At 73.3% G+C, this 17,782-nt stretch carries 13 protein-coding genes; 1 reads left to right on the top strand and 12 read right to left on the bottom strand.

Annotated features, from left to right (window positions below; genetic code table 11):
* Window positions 1-9 precede the first annotated feature (9 nt).
* From AB0937_RS10950 to AB0937_RS10915, 8 genes are read right to left on the bottom strand one after another with little or no spacing between them, the layout of a single operon-like run.
* Window positions 10-621, bottom strand: coding sequence for a TetR family transcriptional regulator (locus AB0937_RS10950; RefSeq protein WP_031135992.1), 612 nt, complete (start codon window positions 619-621; stop codon window positions 10-12).
* Window positions 609-1,343: an enoyl-CoA hydratase family protein gene (locus AB0937_RS10945; protein WP_366710962.1), complete on the bottom strand. Its 735-nt coding sequence runs from the start codon at window positions 1,341-1,343 to the stop codon at window positions 609-611. Before AB0937_RS10945 ends, AB0937_RS10950 begins: the two co-directional genes overlap by 13 nt.
* On the bottom strand, window positions 1,340-2,908 hold the full coding sequence (locus tag AB0937_RS10940) for a 4-coumarate--CoA ligase family protein (protein ID WP_366710960.1): 1,569 nt from the start codon (window positions 2,906-2,908) through the stop codon (window positions 1,340-1,342). The genes AB0937_RS10945 and AB0937_RS10940 overlap by 4 nt, the downstream gene beginning before the upstream one ends.
* 38 nt (window positions 2,909-2,946) lie before the next feature.
* Complete coding sequence (locus AB0937_RS10935) at window positions 2,947-4,077, bottom strand: acyl-CoA dehydrogenase family protein (protein ID WP_366710959.1); 1,131 nt, start codon at window positions 4,075-4,077, stop codon at window positions 2,947-2,949.
* Between the two features lie 42 nt (window positions 4,078-4,119).
* Window positions 4,120-5,964 (bottom strand): biotin carboxylase N-terminal domain-containing protein, encoded by a 1,845-nt coding sequence (locus AB0937_RS10930; RefSeq protein ID WP_366710958.1) that lies wholly within the window; start codon window positions 5,962-5,964, stop codon window positions 4,120-4,122.
* 10 nt (window positions 5,965-5,974) lie between these two features.
* Window positions 5,975-7,573 carry a carboxyl transferase domain-containing protein gene (locus tag AB0937_RS10925; protein WP_366710956.1) on the bottom strand — a complete coding sequence of 533 codons (1,599 nt, stop codon included), beginning with the start codon at window positions 7,571-7,573 and terminating at the stop codon, window positions 5,975-5,977.
* Window positions 7,570-9,237 (bottom strand): acyclic terpene utilization AtuA family protein, encoded by a 1,668-nt coding sequence (locus AB0937_RS10920; RefSeq protein ID WP_366710954.1) that lies wholly within the window; start codon window positions 9,235-9,237, stop codon window positions 7,570-7,572. The genes AB0937_RS10925 and AB0937_RS10920 overlap by 4 nt, the downstream gene beginning before the upstream one ends.
* Window positions 9,234-10,028, bottom strand: coding sequence for a TIGR03084 family metal-binding protein (locus AB0937_RS10915; RefSeq protein ID WP_366710952.1), 795 nt, complete (start codon window positions 10,026-10,028; stop codon window positions 9,234-9,236). The genes AB0937_RS10920 and AB0937_RS10915 overlap by 4 nt, the downstream gene beginning before the upstream one ends.
* Before the next feature lie 677 nt (window positions 10,029-10,705).
* Between AB0937_RS10915 and AB0937_RS10910 the strand changes: the two genes are divergently transcribed.
* Window positions 10,706-11,056 carry a hypothetical protein gene (locus tag AB0937_RS10910; protein WP_366710951.1) on the top strand — a complete coding sequence of 117 codons (351 nt, stop codon included), beginning with the start codon at window positions 10,706-10,708 and terminating at the stop codon, window positions 11,054-11,056.
* 524 nt (window positions 11,057-11,580) lie between these two features.
* On the opposite strand, the gene AB0937_RS10905 is transcribed toward AB0937_RS10910, so the two are convergent.
* From AB0937_RS10905 to AB0937_RS10890, 4 genes are all read right to left on the bottom strand, one after another.
* Window positions 11,581-12,186, bottom strand: coding sequence for a DinB family protein (locus AB0937_RS10905; RefSeq protein WP_366710949.1), 606 nt, complete (start codon window positions 12,184-12,186; stop codon window positions 11,581-11,583).
* Between the two features lie 101 nt (window positions 12,187-12,287).
* Window positions 12,288-13,244: an EamA family transporter gene (locus tag AB0937_RS10900; RefSeq protein ID WP_366710947.1), complete on the bottom strand. Its 957-nt coding sequence runs from the start codon at window positions 13,242-13,244 to the stop codon at window positions 12,288-12,290.
* A 162-nt stretch (window positions 13,245-13,406) separates the two neighbouring features.
* Entirely contained in the window at window positions 13,407-14,543 is a 1,137-nt protein-coding gene (locus AB0937_RS10895) for a peptidoglycan bridge formation glycyltransferase FemA/FemB family protein (protein ID WP_366710946.1), read from the bottom strand.
* A 311-nt stretch (window positions 14,544-14,854) separates the two neighbouring features.
* Window positions 14,855-17,776 carry an FAD-binding and (Fe-S)-binding domain-containing protein gene (locus AB0937_RS10890; protein WP_366710945.1) on the bottom strand — a complete coding sequence of 974 codons (2,922 nt, stop codon included), beginning with the start codon at window positions 17,774-17,776 and terminating at the stop codon, window positions 14,855-14,857.
* Window positions 17,777-17,782: the final 6 nt, after the last annotated feature.

Below are 17,782 nucleotides of genomic sequence, written 5' to 3'. Positions count from 1 at the left end.
ACCAGCCCCTCAGCCCAGCGTCTCCTCCAGCAGTCCCGCCCACTGCGCGACCACCCGTTCCCGGCGGGCCGCGTCGTCCGTGAGGAGGTTGGCGAGGCCGAGGCCGCGGGCCATGTCGAGCAGGCCCTGGACCGTTTCGCGGACGCCGGGGACGGACTCGTCGGCGGCGAGGAGGTCGACGGCTATGCGGTGGGTCTCGCGGCCGACGCGGGATTCGAGTTCGGTGACGCGGGGCCGGAGCTGCTCCTCGTTGGAGGCGGCGACCCAGAGGTGGAGGGCGGCGCGGAACAGCGGCCCGGTGTAAAGGTCGACCAGGGCGGCGACGACGGCGTGGCGGTCGCCGGCCGCCCCCTCGGGGAACAGGGCGCGCAGGGCCGTGGAGCGTTCCTCGGCGACGTACTCGACGGCCGCGGTGAAGAGGTCCTCGCGGGTCGGGAAGTGGTGCTGGGCGGCGCCGCGGGAGACGCCGGCGCGTTCGGCGACCACGGAGACGGTGGATCCTGCCCAGCCGTGTTCGGCGAGGCAGGACACGGCGGCTTCGAGGAGCCGCTGCCGGGTGGCCCGGCTGCGGTCCTGCTTGGGGACTCTCTCCGCACGGTCGACCGTGCTCACACCACCCATGCCGGATCCCGTCGTTCGAGGAAGGCCGTCATCCCCTCGCGGGCCTGCGGGGAGGAGAACAGCCGGGCCGAGAGCGCGGTCAGGTCGGCCGCGTCCCGGTCGAAGGCTTCCAGCACCCTAGCCGTGAGCAGCCGTTTCGTCTCGGCCAGGGCTTCGGGGGCGGAGCGGCGCAGACCGTCGAGGATGGGTTCGAGGGCCTGGTCGACATCGCTGTCACAGGTGGTGAGCAGGCCCGTTGCCACGGCCTCGGAGGCTGTGAAGCGTTCGCCGGTGAGGTAGTGGCGGGCCAGGGCGCGGGGGTCGGCGCGGGGCAGGATCGGCAGGGAGATCACGGCCGGGGCGACCCCGATGCGGACCTCGGTGAAGGCGAAGGTGGCTTCCGTGGAGGCGGCCGCGATGTCGCAGGCGGCCAGGAGGCCGAGGCCGCCCGCGCGGACATGTCCGGTGACGCGGGCGACGACCGGTTTGGGCAGCTCGACGATCTGCCGCAGCAGGGCGACCAGTGCCTCGGGCGGTGGCGGATCCTTGAGGTCGGCGCCCGCGCAGAAGGTGTTGCCGGTGTGGGTGAGGACGATCGCGCGGACGCCGGTGTCCTTGGCGGCGTCGGTGAGCGCGTCGGCCAGTTCGCCGACGAGGGCCGCCGACAGGGCGTTGCGGTGGTGCGGCGCGTCGAGGGCCAGGCTCTCCACGCCACGCGAGCGGGTACGGGCGATCAGCGTCATGCGCTCTCCCTGAGCTGTCGGCGGAGGATCTTGCCGGAGGCCGCGCGGGGGACGCCGACGATGAAGGTGACGTGGCGTATCCGCTTGTAGGGGGCCACGCGCTCGGCGACGTGCGTCATGATCTCGGCCGCGGTGAGGTCGGCGGCGCACGGCTGGCGGACCACGTAGGCGTGCGGAACCTCGTTGCCGTCGGCGTCGTACCTGCCGATGACCGCGGCGTCCGCGATGCCCGGGTGGGTGAGGAGCAGGGCCTCCAGCTCGGCGGGGGCCACCTGGAAGCCCTTGTACTTGATGAGTTCCTTGACCCGGTCGACGACGAACAGCCAGCCGTCGTCGTCCACATGACCGACGTCGCCGGTGTGCAGCCAGCCGTCCGGGTCGATCATCGCGGTGGTCGCGTCGGGACGGCCGAGGTAGCCCTTCATGAGCTGCGGGCCGCGGATGAGGATCTCGCCGGGTTCGCCGGCGGGGAGGTCCTTGCCGGGGTCGTCGAGGGAGACGATGCGCATCTCGGTGCCCGCGACGAGCTTGCCGACGGTGCCGGGCGGGGCGTCGCGCATGGCGTCCAGGGGGACGACGTGGGTGCCGGGCGACAGTTCCGTCATGCCGTAGGCCTGGCCGACGGGCGGCAGGCCGAGGCGCTGGGAGCAGGCGGCTGCGAGGCGGGCGTCCAGGGGTGCGGCGGCGCTGATGATGTAGTGCAGCGACGACAGGTCGTACTGGGCCACGGCCGGGTGTTTGGCGAGGGCCAGGACGATGGGCGGCGCCACGTAGAGGGCCGTGATGCGGTGGTTCTGGACGGCCGCGAGGAACTGTTCCAGGTCGAAGCGGGGCAGGACGACGACGGTGGCGCCCTGCCGCAGGGGTGCGTTCATCAGGGCCGTGAGGCCGTATATGTGGAAAAAGGGAAGAACCGCCAGGACGCGGTCTCCCGGGCCCGCGGGGACCGCCGGGTGGAGCTGGGCGAGGTTGGTGGCGATCTGCCGGTGGGTGAGCATCACGCCCTTGGGGACGCCGGTGGTCCCGGAGGAGTACGGCAGGGCGGCGACGTCCTCGGCGGGGTCGATGGCGACCCGCGGCTCGGGGGCCGTGGAGGCCAGCATGTCGATCAGGGAGCGGTGGCCGGTCGCGCTGTCGCACACGAAGATCTCCCGTACGCCGCCCGCGAGTTCGGCGGCGCGCCGGGCGGTGTCCAGCAGGGGTGACACGGTGACGATCCAGCGGGCCGCCGAGTCCCGGAGCTGTTTGGCGAACTCGTCGGCGGTGGCGAGCGGGTGCACGGTGGTGACGGTGGCACCCGCGCGCGTGGCCGCGTAGAAGGCGGTCGGGAAGGCCACGGTGTTGGGGCTGTGCAGGGCGAGGACGTCGCCCTTGCGGACCCCGGTCTCGGCGAGGCCGGCGGCGACGCGCCGGTGGAACCGGTCGACCTGCTCGTAGGTGAGGGTGGTGCCGTCGGTGCCGTCGATCAGCGCCGGGATGTCGCCGAACTCGGCGGCCCGGGCCAGGACGGCGTCGTGGATGGGCAGTTCGACGGGCGGGACGTCTGCGTACTCGCTGCGGAACATGGCTGGTTCCTCCTCGCGGCGCGGGAAGTCTCAGGTTCTCAGTACGACTTGGGCAGGCCCAGGGTCTGGTGGGAGACGTAGTTGAGAATCATCTCCCGGCTCACCGGGGCGATACGAGCCACGCGCGAGGCCGTGATCAGCCGGGCCAGACCGTACTCGCGGGTGAGGCCGTTGCCGCCGAGGGTGTGCACGGCCTGGTCGACGGCCTTCACGCAGGCTTCCCCGGCGGCGTACTTGGCCATGTTGGCGGCCTCGCCGGCTCCCATGTCGTCGCCCGCGTCGTAGAGGGCGGCGGCCTTCTGCATCATCAGGCGGGCGAGTTCGAGGTCGATGTGGGCCTGGGCCAGGGGGTGGGCGATGGCCTGGTGGGCACCGATGGGGGTGTTCCAGACGCTGCGGTCGCGGGCGTAGTCGATGGCTCCGGCCAGGGCGTGCCGGCCCATGCCGATCGCGAAGGCGGCGGTCATGATGCGCTCGGGGTTGAGGCCGGCGAAGAGCTGGAGGAGCCCGGCGTCCTCGTCGCCGACCAGGGCGTCGGCGGGCAGCCGTACGTCGTCCAGGACGAGTTCGAACTGCTTCTCCGCGGCGTTCAGTTCCATGTCGATGGGGCGGCGGGTGAAGCCGGGCGTGTCGCGCGGGACGATGAAGAGGCAGGGCTTGAGGCGGCCGGTGCGGGCGTCTTCGGTGCGCCCGACGACGAGGGTCGCGTCGGCGATGTCGACGCCGGAGATGAAGACCTTGCGGCCGGTGAGGAGCCAGTCGGCACCGTCCCTTCGGGCCGTGGTGGTGATGCGGTGGCTGTTGGAGCCGGCGTCGGGTTCGGTGATGCCGAAGGCCATGAGGCGGGTGCCGTCGGCGAGGCCGGGGAGCCACTGTTGTTTCTGGGCGTCCGTGCCGAAGCGGGCTATCACGGTGCCGCAGATGGCCGGTGAGACGATCAGCATGAGGAGAGGGCAGCCGGCTGCGCCGAGCTCTTCGAGGACGATGGAGAGTTCGGAGATCCCGCCGCCTCCGCCTCCGTACGCCTCGGGGAGGTTGACTCCGAGGTAGCCGAGTTTGCCTGCCTCTGACCAGAGCTGGGCGGGATCGGTTTCACGGCCGTGGCGTTTGCCCAGTGCGGCGACGGCTTTCCGGAGGGACTTGTGTTCGTCGGTCTCGATCGTGGCCATGTGACTCCTTCGTCGTGGCTGATCGCGCAGTTCCCCGCGCCCCTAAGCGGTCTCTGTCACCACTGCCAGCAGTGAGCCCGGCTCCACCTGCTGTCCTGGTACGACGCACAGGTCGGTCAGCGTTCCCGTCACCGGGGCCGTGATCTTGTGCTGCATCTTCATCGCCTCCAGCCAGAGCAGGGGCTCGCCCGCCTTCACGGGCGCCCCTGCCGTCAGGCCGTCGGCGACTCGGACGACCGTGCCCGGCATCGGCGCCAGGAGCGAGCCCGGGGCGTGCTGGGTGGTGGGGTCGGGGAAGCGGGGCAGGGCGGTCAGGGTGGTGGTGTTGACGTGGATCCGGTCGCCGTAGTGGGAGACCTCGTACTTCCGCTCCACCCCGTCCACTTCGAGGATCACGAGGTGCGCGTCCGCATGCACCACCCGTACCCCCTCCGCCTCCGGGCCCTGCCGGGTGTGCCGGTAGCGGGCCTCGTGTTCCTCGCCCGCCATCAGGTACCGCTTGGTCTGCGGCTGCGCGGGGACGTTGCGCCAGCCCCCGAAGCGGGATCGGCCGTGGGCGTCGGCGAGGGCGGCGGCCAGGGGGGCGTGCGGGTCCGGGGACGGTTCGGTCAGGCCCGGCAGGTGGCGCTCGTAGAAGCCGGTGTCCATGCGGGCCGCGGTGAACTCGGGGTGGCGCAGGGAGCGGACCAGGAGGTCGCGGTTGGTGACGGGGCCGTGGATCGCGGCCCGTTCCAGGGCGGAGGCCAGGATGCGCAGGGCCTCCGGGCGGGTGGGCGCGTGGGCTACCACCTTGGCGAGCATGGGGTCGTAGTGGACGCCGATCTCGTCGCCGTCCGTGTACCCGGTGTCCAGGCGGACGGACCGGGGGACGGTCAGACGGTGCAGCGTGCCGGTCTGCGGGGACCAGCCGCGCGCCGGGTCCTCGGCGTACAGGCGGGCCTCGACGGCGTGGCCACGCGCGCGTGGCGGCTCGGCTGCGAGGGGGTGTCCCTCGGCGATCCGGATCTGCTCCGCCACCAGGTCGATGCCGAACACGGCTTCTGTGACGGGGTGTTCGACCTGGAGGCGGGTGTTCATCTCCAGGAAGTGCGCGTGGCCGTCGGCGACGAGGAACTCGACCGTCCCCGCGCCCACGTAGTCCACGGCCCGTGCCGCCCGTACGGCGAGGGCGCGGACCTCCTCGTCGAGTTCCCCGGACAGGCCGGGCGCCGGGGCCTCCTCGATCACCTTCTGGTGGCGGCGCTGCAGGGAGCAGTCGCGGGTGCCGAGAGGCCAGATCGTGCCGTGGGTGTCGGCGAGGATCTGCACCTCGACGTGGCGGCCGTTCTCCACGTACGGCTCGACGAAGACCTCACCGTCACCGAAGGCGCTCGCGGCCTCGGCCCGGGCCGCGGCCAACTCGCCTTCCAGGTCGGCGAGTCGGCGTACGACGCGCATGCCACGGCCGCCGCCACCGGCCGCCGCCTTCACCAGCACGGGCAGGTCGGTCCCGGTGACGTCGGTGAGGGGCCGGATGCCCATGAGCCGTTTGGCGCGGGTCTTGGACGCCATCGCCTCGATGGCCTGTGGGGGCGGGCCGATCCAGCGCAGGCCCGCGTCCAGGACGGCCCGGGCGAAGTCGGCGTTCTCGGAGAGGAAGCCGTAGCCGGGGTGCACGGCGTCCGCCCCGGCGGCGACGGCGGCCTTCACGATCAGGTCGCCGCGCAGGTACGTGTCGGCGGGCGTCTCCCCCGCGAGTCGTACGCTCACGTCGGCCACGCGCGCGTGCAGGGCGTTCGCGTCGGCGTCCGAGTGCACGGCGACGGTACGGATGCCCAGGTCGTGGCAGGTGCGGAAGACGCGGCAGGCGATCTCGCCCCGGTTGGCGACCAGCACAGAAGTGATCACTGAAGGTTCCTCACATCCGGAAGACGCCGAAGCCGCCGCGGGCGCCCTCGTAGGGGGCGGTGTGGATCGCGGAGAGGCACAGGCCGAGGACGGTGCGGGTGTCGCGCGGGTCGATGACGCCGTCGTCGTAGAGCCGCCCGGACAGGAACATCGGCAGCGACTCGGACTCGATCTGCTGCTCCACCATGGCGCGCAGTGCCGCGTCCGCCTCCTCGTCGTAGGGCTGTCCCTTGGCGGCGGCCGACTGGCGGGCGACGATCGACAGGACGCCCGCGAGCTGCTGCGGGCCCATGACGGCCGACTTGGCGCTGGGCCAGGCGAACAGGAAGCGGGGGTCGTAGGCGCGGCCGCACATGCCGTAGTGGCCGGCGCCGTACGACGCCCCCATGAGCACGGAGAGATGGGGCACGCGGCTGTTGCTGACCGCGTTGATCATCATCGCGCCGTGTTTGATGATGCCGCCCTGCTCGTACTCCTTGCCGACCATGTAACCCGTGGTGTTGTGCAGGAAGAGCAGGGGGATGTCGCGCTGGTTGGCGAGCTGGATGAACTGGGCGGCCTTCTGGGACTCCTCGCTGAAGAGGACTCCCCGGGCGTTCGCCAGCACACCCACGGGATAGCCGTGGAGGGTGGCCCAGCCGGTGGTCAGGCTGGTCCCGTACAGCGGCTTGAACTCGTCGAAGTCGGAGGCGTCGACGATGCGCGCGATGACCTCGCGCGGGTCGAAGGGGCTCTTCAGGTCGCCGGGAACGATGCCCAGCAGCTCCTCCGCGTCGTACTTGGGCGGCTCGGCCGGCCCCGGATCCTCGTACGCCTTGCGGTGGTTGAGGCGGGCGACCACGCGGCGGGCCTGGCGGAGCGCGTCCGGCTCGTCGACGGCGAAGTAGTCGGCGAGGCCCGAGGTGCGGGCGTGCATCTCCGCGCCGCCCAGGGACTCGTCGTCGCTCTCCTCGCCGGTGGCCATCTTCACCAGCGGCGGACCGCCGAGGAACACCTTCGCCCGTTCCTTGACCATGATCACGTGATCGGACATGCCGGGGATGTAGGCGCCGCCGGCCGTGGAGTTGCCGAAGACGACCGCGACGGTGGGGATGCCCGCGGCGGACAGCCGGGTGAGGTCGCGGAAGATGGCGCCGCCGGGGATGAAGATCTCCTTCTGGGAGGGGAGGTCGGCGCCGCCCGACTCCACCAGGCTGATGCAGGGCAGCCGGTTGGCGAGCGCGACGTCGTTGGCGCGCAGGGCCTTCTTCAGCGACCAGGGGTTGCTCGCCCCGCCGCGCACGGTCGGGTCGTTGGCGGTGATCAGGCACTCCACGCCCTCGACGGTCCCGATGCCGGTGACGAGCGACGCGCCGACGGTGTGGTCGCTGCCCCACGCTGCCAGCGGGGACAGTTCCAGGAACGGCGTGTCGGGGTCGAGGAGCAGCTCGATGCGCTCGCGGGCGAGGAGTTTGCCGCGCCCCCGGTGCCGTGCGACGTACTTCTCGCCGCCGCCCGCGAGGGCCTTGGCGTGCTCGGCGTCGAGGGCGGCGAGCTTGGCGAGCATCGCCTCGCGGTTGGCCCGGAAGTCGGGGCCGTGAGGGTCGAGCCCGGAGGTCAGGACGGTCACAGCAGGGCCTCCGGTATGTCGAGGTGGCGGGAGCGCAGCCATTCGCCGAGGGCCTTGGCCTGTGGGTCGAAGCGGTGCTGCGCTGCGACACCGGCACCGAGGATCCCCTCGACGACGAAGTTGAGGGCGCGCAGGTTCGGCAGGACGTGCCGTACGACGGTCAGCTCGCGGCTCTCGGGGATCAGTTCGCGGAAGCGGTCGGCGGTCAGCTCGTGGGCGAGCCACCGCCAGGCGTCGTCCGTGCGCGCCCACACCCCGACGTTGGCGTTGCCGCCCTTGTCGCCGCTGCGGGCACCCGCGACACGGCCGAGGGCGGTCCTGGTCACCGGCCCGGGCGGCAGCGGCTCGGGCAGCGGAGGCTGCGGGACCTCGTCGAGGACGAGGGTGTCGTGGGGCGGCGGCACCGGGACCCGGTGTCCGTCGTGGAGGACCGCCACATGGTCGATTGCCCCATGGGGGACGTACACATCCTCGAAGACCCCATAGGGCGATCCCTTTCCGGGTGGGGCCAGCACATGGAAGCCCGGGTAGCTGGCGAGTGCCAGCTCCACGGCCGCCCCGCTCAGCGCCCGCCCGGCGGTCTCCTGGTCGCGGTCGCGCACGACGAGCCGCAGCAACGCGCTCGCCGTCTCCTCGGCGGGCGCGTCGGGGCGGTCGGTGCGGGCCAGCTCCCAGCGCACGTCGGACACCTTGGCGAGGGCCGGTTCCAGCTGCTCCCGCACCAGGGCGGCCTTGGCCTCGATGTCGAGGCCGGTGAGCACGAAGACGACCTCGTTGCGGAAGCCGCCGAGCCGGTTGAGGCCGACCTTGAGGGTGGGCGGCGGTGCCTCGCCCCGCACGCCCTCGATCCGCACCCGGTCGGGCCCGTCCTGGCTCAGCCGCACGGTGTCCAGCCGGGCGGTGACGTCGGGCCCCGCGTACCGGGCACCGGCCGTCTCGTAGAGCAGTTGCGCGGTGACCGTGCCGACGTCGACGAAGCCGCCGGTGCCGGGGTGCTTGGTGATGACGCAGCTGCCGTCCTCGTGCAGCTCCGCGAGCGGGAAGCCGGGGCGGCGGACGTCGCCGTCCCGGAAGAAGGCGTAGTTGCCGCCGGTGGCCTGCGCCCCGCACTCCAGGACATGCCCCGCGACCACCGCGCCCGCGAGCCGGTCGTGGTCCCGTGGGGTCCAGCCGAAGTACGCGGCGGCGGGCCCGGTGACCAGGGCCGCGTCCGTGACCCGCCCGGTGACGACGACGTCGGCGCCCGCCCGCAGGCCCTCCGCGATGCCGAAGCCGCCGAGGTAGGCGTGGGCGGCGAGAGTGCCGGGGTGCGCTGCGGTGAGGTCGTCACCCGTCACGTGCGCGACCCGTACGGGGATGCCCAGCCGGCCGGCCAACCGCGCCACGGCGTCGGCGAGTCCGGCCGGGTTGAGGCCGCCCGCGTTGGTGACGATCCTGACGCCCCGCTCGTGCGCGAGCCCCAGGCACTCCTCCAACTGCCGCAAGAACGTGCGGGCGTATCCGGCGGCGGGATCCTTCAGACGGTCCCGGCCGAGGATGAGCATGGTCAGCTCGGCGAGGTAGTCGCCGGTGAGGACGTCGAGTTCGCCGCCGGTGAGCATCTCGCGCATCGCGTCGAACCGGTCGCCGTAGAAGCCGGAGGCGTTGCCGATGCGGAGGGTCATGAGGCGGTCCCCTTCGGCGGGCGTCCGCCGCCCGGTGGCCCGGCGAAGGCCTGCGCGAGGTCGAGCCAGCGGTCGGCGTCGGGTCCCTCGGCGCGCAGGGCGAGGTCGCAACGGTGGGCACGCTGGGTGACCAGGAGGCAGAAGTCGAGGGCCGACCCGGTGACGCGCTGCGGGGCGTCCTCGGGGCCGTACGCCCACAGGTCGCCGGAGGGGGCGCGGAGTTCGACGCGGAACGGGTCGGCGGGCGGGGTCAGGCCGTGCACGCCGTAGGCGAAGTCCCGGGTCCGGACCCCGAGCCGGACCACATGCCGCAGCCGGTCGGTAGGTGGGCGCACCACACCGAGGGCGTCGGCCACGTCCTGTCCGTGGGCCCAGGTCTCCATGAGGCGGGCCGTCGCCATGGAGGCAGCCGACATGGGTGGGCCGTACCAGGGGAAGCGCGCCTTCGGCGGAGCGGCCCGCAGCGCCTCCTCCAGTGCCGCACGGCCGTCACGCCAACGGGCGAGCAGCTCGCCGGGCGGGAGTCCCGCGCCCTCCTCGGCGCCCTGGTCGACGAAGGAGTCCGGCGCTGCGAGGGCCTTCTCGACCAGTGTGTGGAAGCCGTCGGCGTCCGTGACGGCGAGCAGGGCCGAGCGGTCCGTCCAGGCGAGATGGGCGATCTGGTGGGCCACGGTCCAGCCGGGCGCGGGGGTCGTGAGCGACCAGCGCTGCGCGGACAACCCGGCCACGAGGCGGTCGAGTTCCTCGCTCTCCTCGCGCAGATCGTCGATCACGGGCATCGGATCGGACACGGGCGCTCCCCTCGGGGCACGGCGGTGTGCGGGGTGGTGCGGTGCGGGGTGGTGCGGCGTGCTGAGGAGCATGGCAGCGGCACCAGAAACAATCAAGCATGCTTGCATGAAATTGTCGGGGTGGCCGGAAGCGTGCTCTTCGGCGGCGCGATCAATACACTGCGGGTCGCGCTCGTTCCCCTGGTCACGCGTCGGGGGAGACACAAGAATGAGCACCTGGAACCCGGGCGGGCAGTCGCCGTACGACCCGAACGGACAGCAGCCGTATCCGCCCCGGCCAGGGCCGTATCCACCCTCCCCCGGGCCGTACGCGCCGCCGGGAGGTGGGTATCCGCCCCAGGTATCGCCGCCCGGGGGTGGCCATCCGCCCCATGTGCCCCACCCCTATATGCCGCACCCGGTTTCCCCGCCGCCCGGTCCCGTGGCGCGGCTGCGGCGGCGGATCGGCCCGATCCGCACCGCGCGGCGGGTGTTCAAGCCGTCCCGGCCGGGCCTCGTCGAGGATGCCTTCATCGCGCGCATGCAGAAGATCCGCACACTGGTGGGGCTGGCCGCGGTGGTGTGGGTGTCGGTGGCCTACAAGGTGAGCAGCTCGGTGGGTGATGTCGCCGAGGACCGTCTCGACCAGTCGTGGTCCAGCGTGCTGGTGCTGTCCGTGACGTTCCCGGTGGTCGTGGGTGTCCTGCTGGCGCCTGACCGCGCCGTCCGCCCGCCGGGACCTGCTGCGCCGGGCCGCCAGGCCGGTCGGCGCGATGGTGGCCCTGATCGCCGCGGTGTTCGTGTTCCCGCTGATGGTGCTCACCGGCTTCGTCGAGGGGCGGTTCGCCACCAACCCGGCGATGACCGTGGTCACATGGGTGGTCGTGGTGCTCGTCCTGGTGTGGGTGCTGCCGTTCATCGCCTGGGGCGTCGGCCTGGCCCTGCTGCACGTGTTCCGCACGGCCGACATCCACCAGACGATGCCGCCGCTGCTCGCCATGACACTGGTGCGGGAGATGACGCTGGTCGACCTGTTCACCGGGGCGTAGTCGGGGGTGCCCGGGCCGGTGCGCGCGGTGTTCATGCTCGGGGCGCCGCTCTCGGTGACCGCGGTGGGCCTGTGGGAGCTGCGGCGGCTGCGGGCGCACTACGGGATCTCGGTGCGCGGGATGCTGGTGCGCTAAAGGGTGTTGCAGAACGGCGATCACGACAGGATCCGGTCAATCGCGGCAAGGTCGACTGCCCGGTTGTGTGCCGATTTCCCCCCGTCCTGGCAGCGCCCTCGAGGCACCTCTTGCAACATCGGTCCGCGTTCTGCAACACCCTTTAGGGGGTGGCCGCAAAGTCGGGTCGTTCGCCCGGAGAGCGGGCCCCGCGGCGTTCGGTGCGCGCTCTCGGTGTGCCGGGCGGGACCCGCGTACTGGTTGTACTCGGGTGTCCGCCCGGTGCGGCGAGTCCCCCCTCCCCCCGCTCGAAGAGCTGGGGGAGCGTGCCGGGCGTCGCGGGCAGGCGAGACCTCGCGGACCCTGGGCCGCGCTCCTTCGCGGACACGGCCCGAGGGGTGCCGTCCGGATCACTGTCGGCTCCGCTCCGCCGCTCTCGCCGCCTCCTCCAGCCGGTGCCGATGGGCGTCCCACATGGCCCGGTCGCCCGGCGGCATGCTGTCCTTGCCCGGCGTCAGGCCGACCGACCCGTCGATGAGTTCGCGGACGATGTCGGCGTGGCCGGCGTGACGGCTGGTGTCGGCGATCACGCGCACCAGGAGGTGGTGCAGTGTGGTCTGCCGCCGCTCCTCGGGCCACCAGGGGACGTGCCCGGTGGCGTCCAGCGGCAGCTCCCCGATCGTGCCGTCCGCGTGCTCCCACGCCCTGCGGTACAGCCCGGCGATGTCCTCGCGCGACTCGTCGGGGGTGGCCCACATGTCGGCGTTGGGGTCGGCGTCCTGCGTGTACCACCAGGGCGGTGGGGTCTCGGCGAAGAACGGCCGGCCGAAGGTGTCCCCGAAGTACCCCAGTTCCACCCCGGCCGCGTGCTTGACCAGCCCCAGCAGGTTGGTGCCGGTCGGGGTGAGGGGGCGGCGGATGTCGTACTCCGAGAGCCCGTCGAGCTTCCAGAGCAGGGCGTCGCGCGCATCCTGGAGATAGCGGAGGAGGTCGGCCTTCGGGCCCGGTGCGGTCATGCGGGCAGTGTGGCACCCGGCACTGACAACCGGGCCGGGCCGACGACCGGGCACCGGGCCGACCACCCGCCCGGGGCGACGGCCGGTCGCCCGGCGGCCGGTCAGCCCTCCAGGCCCGTGCTCTCCAGCGCGGCCTTCTTCCTCCGCCCCGGCACCACCTGGGTACGCACCGCCCCCATGCTCGCCGCGACGACGAGGGCGATCGCGGCGGCCTCGGCGGCGCTGAGGGCCTGGTCGAGGATGAGGAAGCCGGCCGTCGCGGCGATGGCCGGTTCGAGGCTCATCAGGATCGCGAAGGTGGAGGCGGGCAGGCGGCGCAGGGCGAGGAGTTCGAGGGTGTAGGGCAGGACCGAGGAGAGCAGGGCGACCGCCGCGCCCAGGCCCAGGGTCACCGGGTCGAGCAGCTTCGTACCCGACTCGGCGATGCCCAGCGGCAGGAACAGCACCGCCCCCACCGCCATCGCCAGCGCCAGCCCGTCCGCCTGCGGGAAGCGGCGGCCCGTACGGGCGCTGAAGACGATGTAGGCCGCCCACATGGCGCCGGCCCCCAGGGCGAAGGCCGCACCGGTGGGGTCGAGACCGTCGAAGCCTCCGCCGCCGAGGAGGAAGACGCCGGTGAGGGCCAGCGCCGCCCAGACGACGTTGATCGCGCGGCGGGAGGCGAGGACCGAGAGGGCGAGCGGGCCGAGGACCTCCAGCGTGACCGCGGGGCCCAGCGGAATGCGCGCGACGGCCTGGTAGAAGAGGCCGTTCATCGCGGCCATGGTGATGCCGAAGACGACCACCGTGCCCCAGTCGGTGCGCGAGTGGCCGCGCAGCCGCGGCCGGCAGACCAGGAGCAGGACGACGGCCGCCACCAGCAGGCGCAACGCCACGACTCCGAGGGCACCGGCCCTGGGCATCAGCGTCACCGCCAGGGCGCCGCCGAACTGCACGGAGATCCCGCCCGCGAGCACCAGGCCCACGGGTCCGAGCGAGCCGAGACGGCCCGGGCCGGCCGCGGGGGCGGCGGCACCGGTCGTGGGCTGGGGTGTGGCGGTGGTCTCCGGCGTGGTCACGGGCGGGTCCTGGGCTCGGCGGGGCGGGGTCCGGGTGGTGCGCGTGTGCGGTGCGTACACCCGGACACACTCAATGTGCATCCCGATGCACTGCACAGTCCAGGGTAATGGACTCCGTCAGGTGCGTGAACCCCTTTTGCCTCTGTCCCAGGGCGTGAGACGTCACCGCCGGGAGAGGTAGAGGTCGAACGCCCTGTGGAGCAGCCGGTTGAGCGGGTAGTCCCATTCGCCGAGGTACTCCACGGCCTCGCCACCGGTGCCCACCTTGAAGCGGAGCAGGCCCAGCAGGTGGCTGGACTCCTCCAGGGTGTCGGTGATGCCGCGCAGGTCGTAGACGGCGGCGCCGAGTGCGTGCGCGTCGGTCATCATGCGCCACTGCACGGCGCTGCTCGGCTGGACCTCGCGGCGGCGGCTGGTGGAGGCGCCGTAGGAGTACCAGACGTGGTCGCCGACGGTCAGCATGGTGGCCGCGGCGAGCACCTCGCCGTCGTGGTAGGCGAGGTAGAGCCGCATCCGGTCGGGGTGTTCGGCGGTGAGCGCGCGCCACATGCGCTGGAAGTACGGCAGCGGGCGCGGGATGAAGCGGTCCCGCTCGGCGGTCTCGCTGTACAGCTCGTGGAAGGCCGGCAGGTCCTCCAGGTCGCCGCGCACGACCTTCACCCCGGCCTTCTCCGCCTTCTTGATGTTGCGGCGCCACTGCTGGTTCAGGCCGTTGTGGATGTCCTCCAGCGACCGGCCGGCGAACGGCACCTGGAAGACGTACCGGGGCTGCCCGGCGGCGAAGCCGTCCTCGCCGGTGGCCCGGGTCTGCCGCCAGCCCATGCGGCGCAGATGGTTCGCGACCTGGGCGGCCCGGGGTTCGTACGACGTCGCCCGCACGTCGCGCAGCCGCCGGGCGGCCGGGTCGGCGATCGCGGTCTTGACCGCGTCGGCGCTCCAGCGGCGCACCACGACCGGCGGGCCCATCCGCACCGCGAAGGCGCCCCGCCGTCTCAGGTGGGCGAGCATCGGCTCCAGGAGGCGGTCGAGGCCGGGTTCGTGCCAGTCGAGGAGAGGGCCTTCGGGCAGGTACGCGAAGTAGCGCGGCAGTCCGGGCAGCCGCGGCCCGGGCAAGGGACGCAGCAGCACCAGTCCCGCGCCGACGAGCTGCCCGCCGTCGTCGAACCAGCCGAGGCTTTCCGCCTTCCAGTCGGGCTTCACCTCGCCCCAGGACGGCACCTGGGTGTGGCTGACGGAGGGGCGGGCCGTGACGAACGCGAGGTGCTCGTCACGGGTGATCGGCTGGACGCGGACGCTCATGCGCGGGCTCCTTCGAGCAGCGGCCCTCGGCGGGCGGTGACTGGTTCCGCGAGCCTAGGAGCGGCGTCGGCCCGCCCCCGGCTCAGACACTCGCATCTACCGGCCCCGTGGCCCGAACGCCTCACCACACGGACCCGCCCACCCCGTCGCCCGAACGCCTCACCACACAGGCCCGCCCACCCCGTCGCCCGAACGCCTCACCACACAGGCCCGCCCACCCCGTCGCCCGAACGCCTCACCACACAGGCCCGCCCACCCCGTCGCCCGAACGCCTCACCACACGGACCCGCCCACCCCGTCGCCCGAACGCCTCACGTCCCGTCGCGCCCGGGGTGCCCGTCGAGCGCCTCGGCCAGCACCTCCGCCAGGTGCCTGCCGCGCACGCCCGCCAGCTGCTCCAGCTGGGTGCGGCAGGAGTAGCCGTCCGCGAGGACCACGGTGTCCTCCGGGGCGTCCCGCACCGACGGCAGGAGCTGTTCCTCGGCGCAGGCGGTGGACACCTCGAAGTGCCCCCTCTCGAAGCCGAAGTTGCCCGCCAGGCCGCAGCAGCCGCCGCTCAGTTCACCGGTGAGCAGGGCCGCTTCCCGCAGCCGGCGGTCGGCGGCGTCGCCCAGCACGGCATGCTGGTGGCAGTGGGTCTGCCCGGCCACCGGACGGTCCACACGCGGCGGCGTCCAGCCGGGGGCGTGGCGCTCCAGCGTCTCGGCGAAGGTGAGGACCTTCGCGGCGAGGCGGGCCGCGCGCGGGTCGTCGTGCAACAGCTCGGGGACGTCCGTGCGCAGGGCCGCTGCGCAGCTCGGCTCCAGGACGACGACCGGGGCATCGGTCTCCAGGACCGGTTCCATCAGGTCGAGCGTGCGGCGCATGACGGCCCGGGCCCGGTCGAGCTGCCCCGTCGACACGTACGTCAGCCCGCAGCAGACGCGCCCCCGGCCACGCAGCAGGGACAGCGGATCGAGGGCGACCGTCCTGCCGTCGCCCACCGGTGGCTTCTCCAGTCGCAGCGTCGGCGGCAACGCCACCCGCAGCCCGGCCGCCTCCAGCACCCGCACGGCGGCCTGTCCCACGGCCGGCGAGAGGTGCTCGGTGAAGGTGTCGGGCCACAGGACGACGAGCGGCCCCTGCCCTACGCCTCCGGCACCGCCATGAGCGGACTCGCCACCACCGCCGCCCCCGGCCCTGCGCCGCTCCCACCACCCGCTGAACGTCCGCGTCGCCAGCCGCGGAATTTCCCGTTCCGGCGCGAGACCGCCCAGCCGCTTCGCCACCCGGGCCAGGGGCGGTACCGCGGACAGCGCGTTGACCAGCCACGCCGTGCGCGTACGGGACACCGCCCGCAGCCACACCGGCAACCGTCCCAGGGCGTGGTGCGCGGCGGGCCGGCGCCGGCCGGCGTAGTGCCGGTGCAGGAACTCCGCCTTGTACGTGGCCATGTCGACCCCGACCGGGCAGTCCGACCGGCAGCCCTTGCAGGACAGGCACAGGTCCAGCGCGTCCCGGACCTCCTCCGAGCGCCAGCCGTCCGTGACCACCTCACCGGCGAGCATCTCGTGCAGCAGCCGGGCCCGACCGCGCGTGGAGTGCTCCTCCGCGCCCGTCGCCCGGAAGGACGGGCACATGACGCCCGAGCCGGACACCGAGGTCGTACGGCACTTGGCGACGCCCACGCAGCGCCGCACCGCCGCCGAGAAGTCGCCGCCGTCGGCGGGGTAGCCGAAGGCCACGTCAACCGGTTCGCGGGGCAGGACGGAGAAGCGCAGGCCGCTGTCCAGCGGCGCGGGGCGGACGAGCATCCCGGGGTTGAGCAGGTCGTCCGGGTCCCACACGCCCTTGACCTGCTCGAAGAGGCCGACCATCTCGGAGCCGTACATCCTCGGCAGCAGCTCCGCCCGCGCCTGCCCGTCGCCGTGCTCCCCGGACAGCGACCCGCCGTGCGCCACCACCAGCTCCGCGAGTTCTTCCGAGAAGCGGCGGAACCGGGCGACGCCGGGGGCCGTCAGCAGGTCGAAGTCGATCCGGACGTGGATGCAGCCGTCCCCGAAGTGCCCGTACGGCGTGCCGCGCAGCCCGTGCGCCGCCATCAGCGCCCGGAAGTCCCGCAGGTACGCCCCGAGCCGGGCGGGTGGCACCGCGCAGTCCTCCCAGCCCGGCCACGCCTCGGTCCCGTCGGGCATGCGCGTCGCCGTACCGCTCGCGTCCTCCCGGATCCGCCACAGCGCCCGCTGCCCGGCCGGGTCGGTGACCACGAGCGCGTCCACGACGTCGGCGGCCCGCACGATCGCCTCCGCACGCGCGCGTGCCTCCCCCGCCGACTCCCCGCCGGTCTCCACGAACAGCCAGGCCCCGCCCCGCGGCAGTGCGGCCGTGGACGGCACCAGGTCCGCCGCCATGCCCTCCACCGTCAGCGGCCCGAACGGCAGCAGCCCGGCCGCCGCCTCGGCCGCAGCGCTCTCGTCGGCGTAGCCCAGCACGGCCAGTGCACGCGCGCGTGGCGCCTCGACGAGGCGTACGACGGCCTCCGTCAGGACGCCGAGCGTGCCCTCGGAACCGCAGAAGGAGCGGGCCACGTCGGAGCCGTTCTCCGGCAGCAGGGCGTCCAGCGCGTATCCGGAGATGCGGCGGGGCAGCTCCGGGAAGCCGGTGCGCAGCCGGGCGAGTTCCCCCTCGGCCAGTTCCCGCAGCCCGTCCGGCGCCCCGGCCCAGTCCCTCCCGAGCCGCAGCCGCCCGCCCCGCGCGGTGACGACGTCCAGTTCCCGCACGCTGTCCGCGGTCGTCCCCCACGCCACGGAGTGTGAGCCGCACGAGTTGTTGCCGATCATGCCGCCGAGGGTGCAGCGGCTGTGCGTGGACGGGTCGGGCCCGAAGCGCAGGCCGTGCGGGGCGGCGGCCTCCTGGAGCCGGTCGAGCACCAGCCCCGGCTGCACCACGGCCGTCCGCGCCTCGGCGTCGAGGGCGACCAGCCGGTTCATGTGCCGGGTGAAGTCCAGGACGACACCGGTGCCGGTGGCCTGCCCGGCGATGGACGTGCCCCCGCCGCGGGCGACCACGGGCACGCCTCGCTCCCGGCACACCGCGAGCACCGCCGTCACGTCGTCGGCGTCACGCGGAGCGACCACGCCGGCCGGGACCCGCCGGTAGTTGGACGCGTCCATGGTCGTCAGCGCCCGGGACGTGACGTCGAACCCGACCTCGCCCCGGACGACGGCACGCAGCTCCGCTTCGAGATCCGTCATGCGTCC

This window comes from Streptomyces sp. NPDC047880, from assembly GCF_040706515.1.
Lineage (GTDB): Bacteria > Actinomycetota > Actinomycetes > Streptomycetales > Streptomycetaceae > Streptomyces.
This window is presented reverse-complemented; position numbering and strand designations above follow the sequence as displayed.

What these genes read in the sequence shown, in the direction of transcription:
- AB0937_RS10920 (WP_366710954.1), bottom strand. Translation starts at nt 9,237, where the DNA reads ATGACCCTCCGCATCGGCAACGCCTCCGGCTTCTACGGCGACCGGTTC.
- AB0937_RS10895 (WP_366710946.1), bottom strand. Translation starts at nt 14,543, where the DNA reads ATGAGCGTCCGCGTCCAGCCGATCACCCGTGACGAGCACCTCGCGTTC.
- AB0937_RS10950 (WP_031135992.1), bottom strand. Translation starts at nt 621, where the DNA reads ATGGGTGGTGTGAGCACGGTCGACCGTGCGGAGAGAGTCCCCAAGCAG.
- AB0937_RS10935 (WP_366710959.1), bottom strand. Translation starts at nt 4,077, where the DNA reads ATGGCCACGATCGAGACCGACGAACACAAGTCCCTCCGGAAAGCCGTC.
- AB0937_RS10945 (WP_366710962.1), bottom strand. Translation starts at nt 1,343, where the DNA reads ATGACGCTGATCGCCCGTACCCGCTCGCGTGGCGTGGAGAGCCTGGCC.
- AB0937_RS10905 (WP_366710949.1), bottom strand. Translation starts at nt 12,186, where the DNA reads ATGACCGCACCGGGCCCGAAGGCCGACCTCCTCCGCTATCTCCAGGAT.
- AB0937_RS10940 (WP_366710960.1), bottom strand. Translation starts at nt 2,908, where the DNA reads ATGTTCCGCAGCGAGTACGCAGACGTCCCGCCCGTCGAACTGCCCATC.
- AB0937_RS10890 (WP_366710945.1), bottom strand. Translation starts at nt 17,776, where the DNA reads ATGACGGATCTCGAAGCGGAGCTGCGTGCCGTCGTCCGGGGCGAGGTC.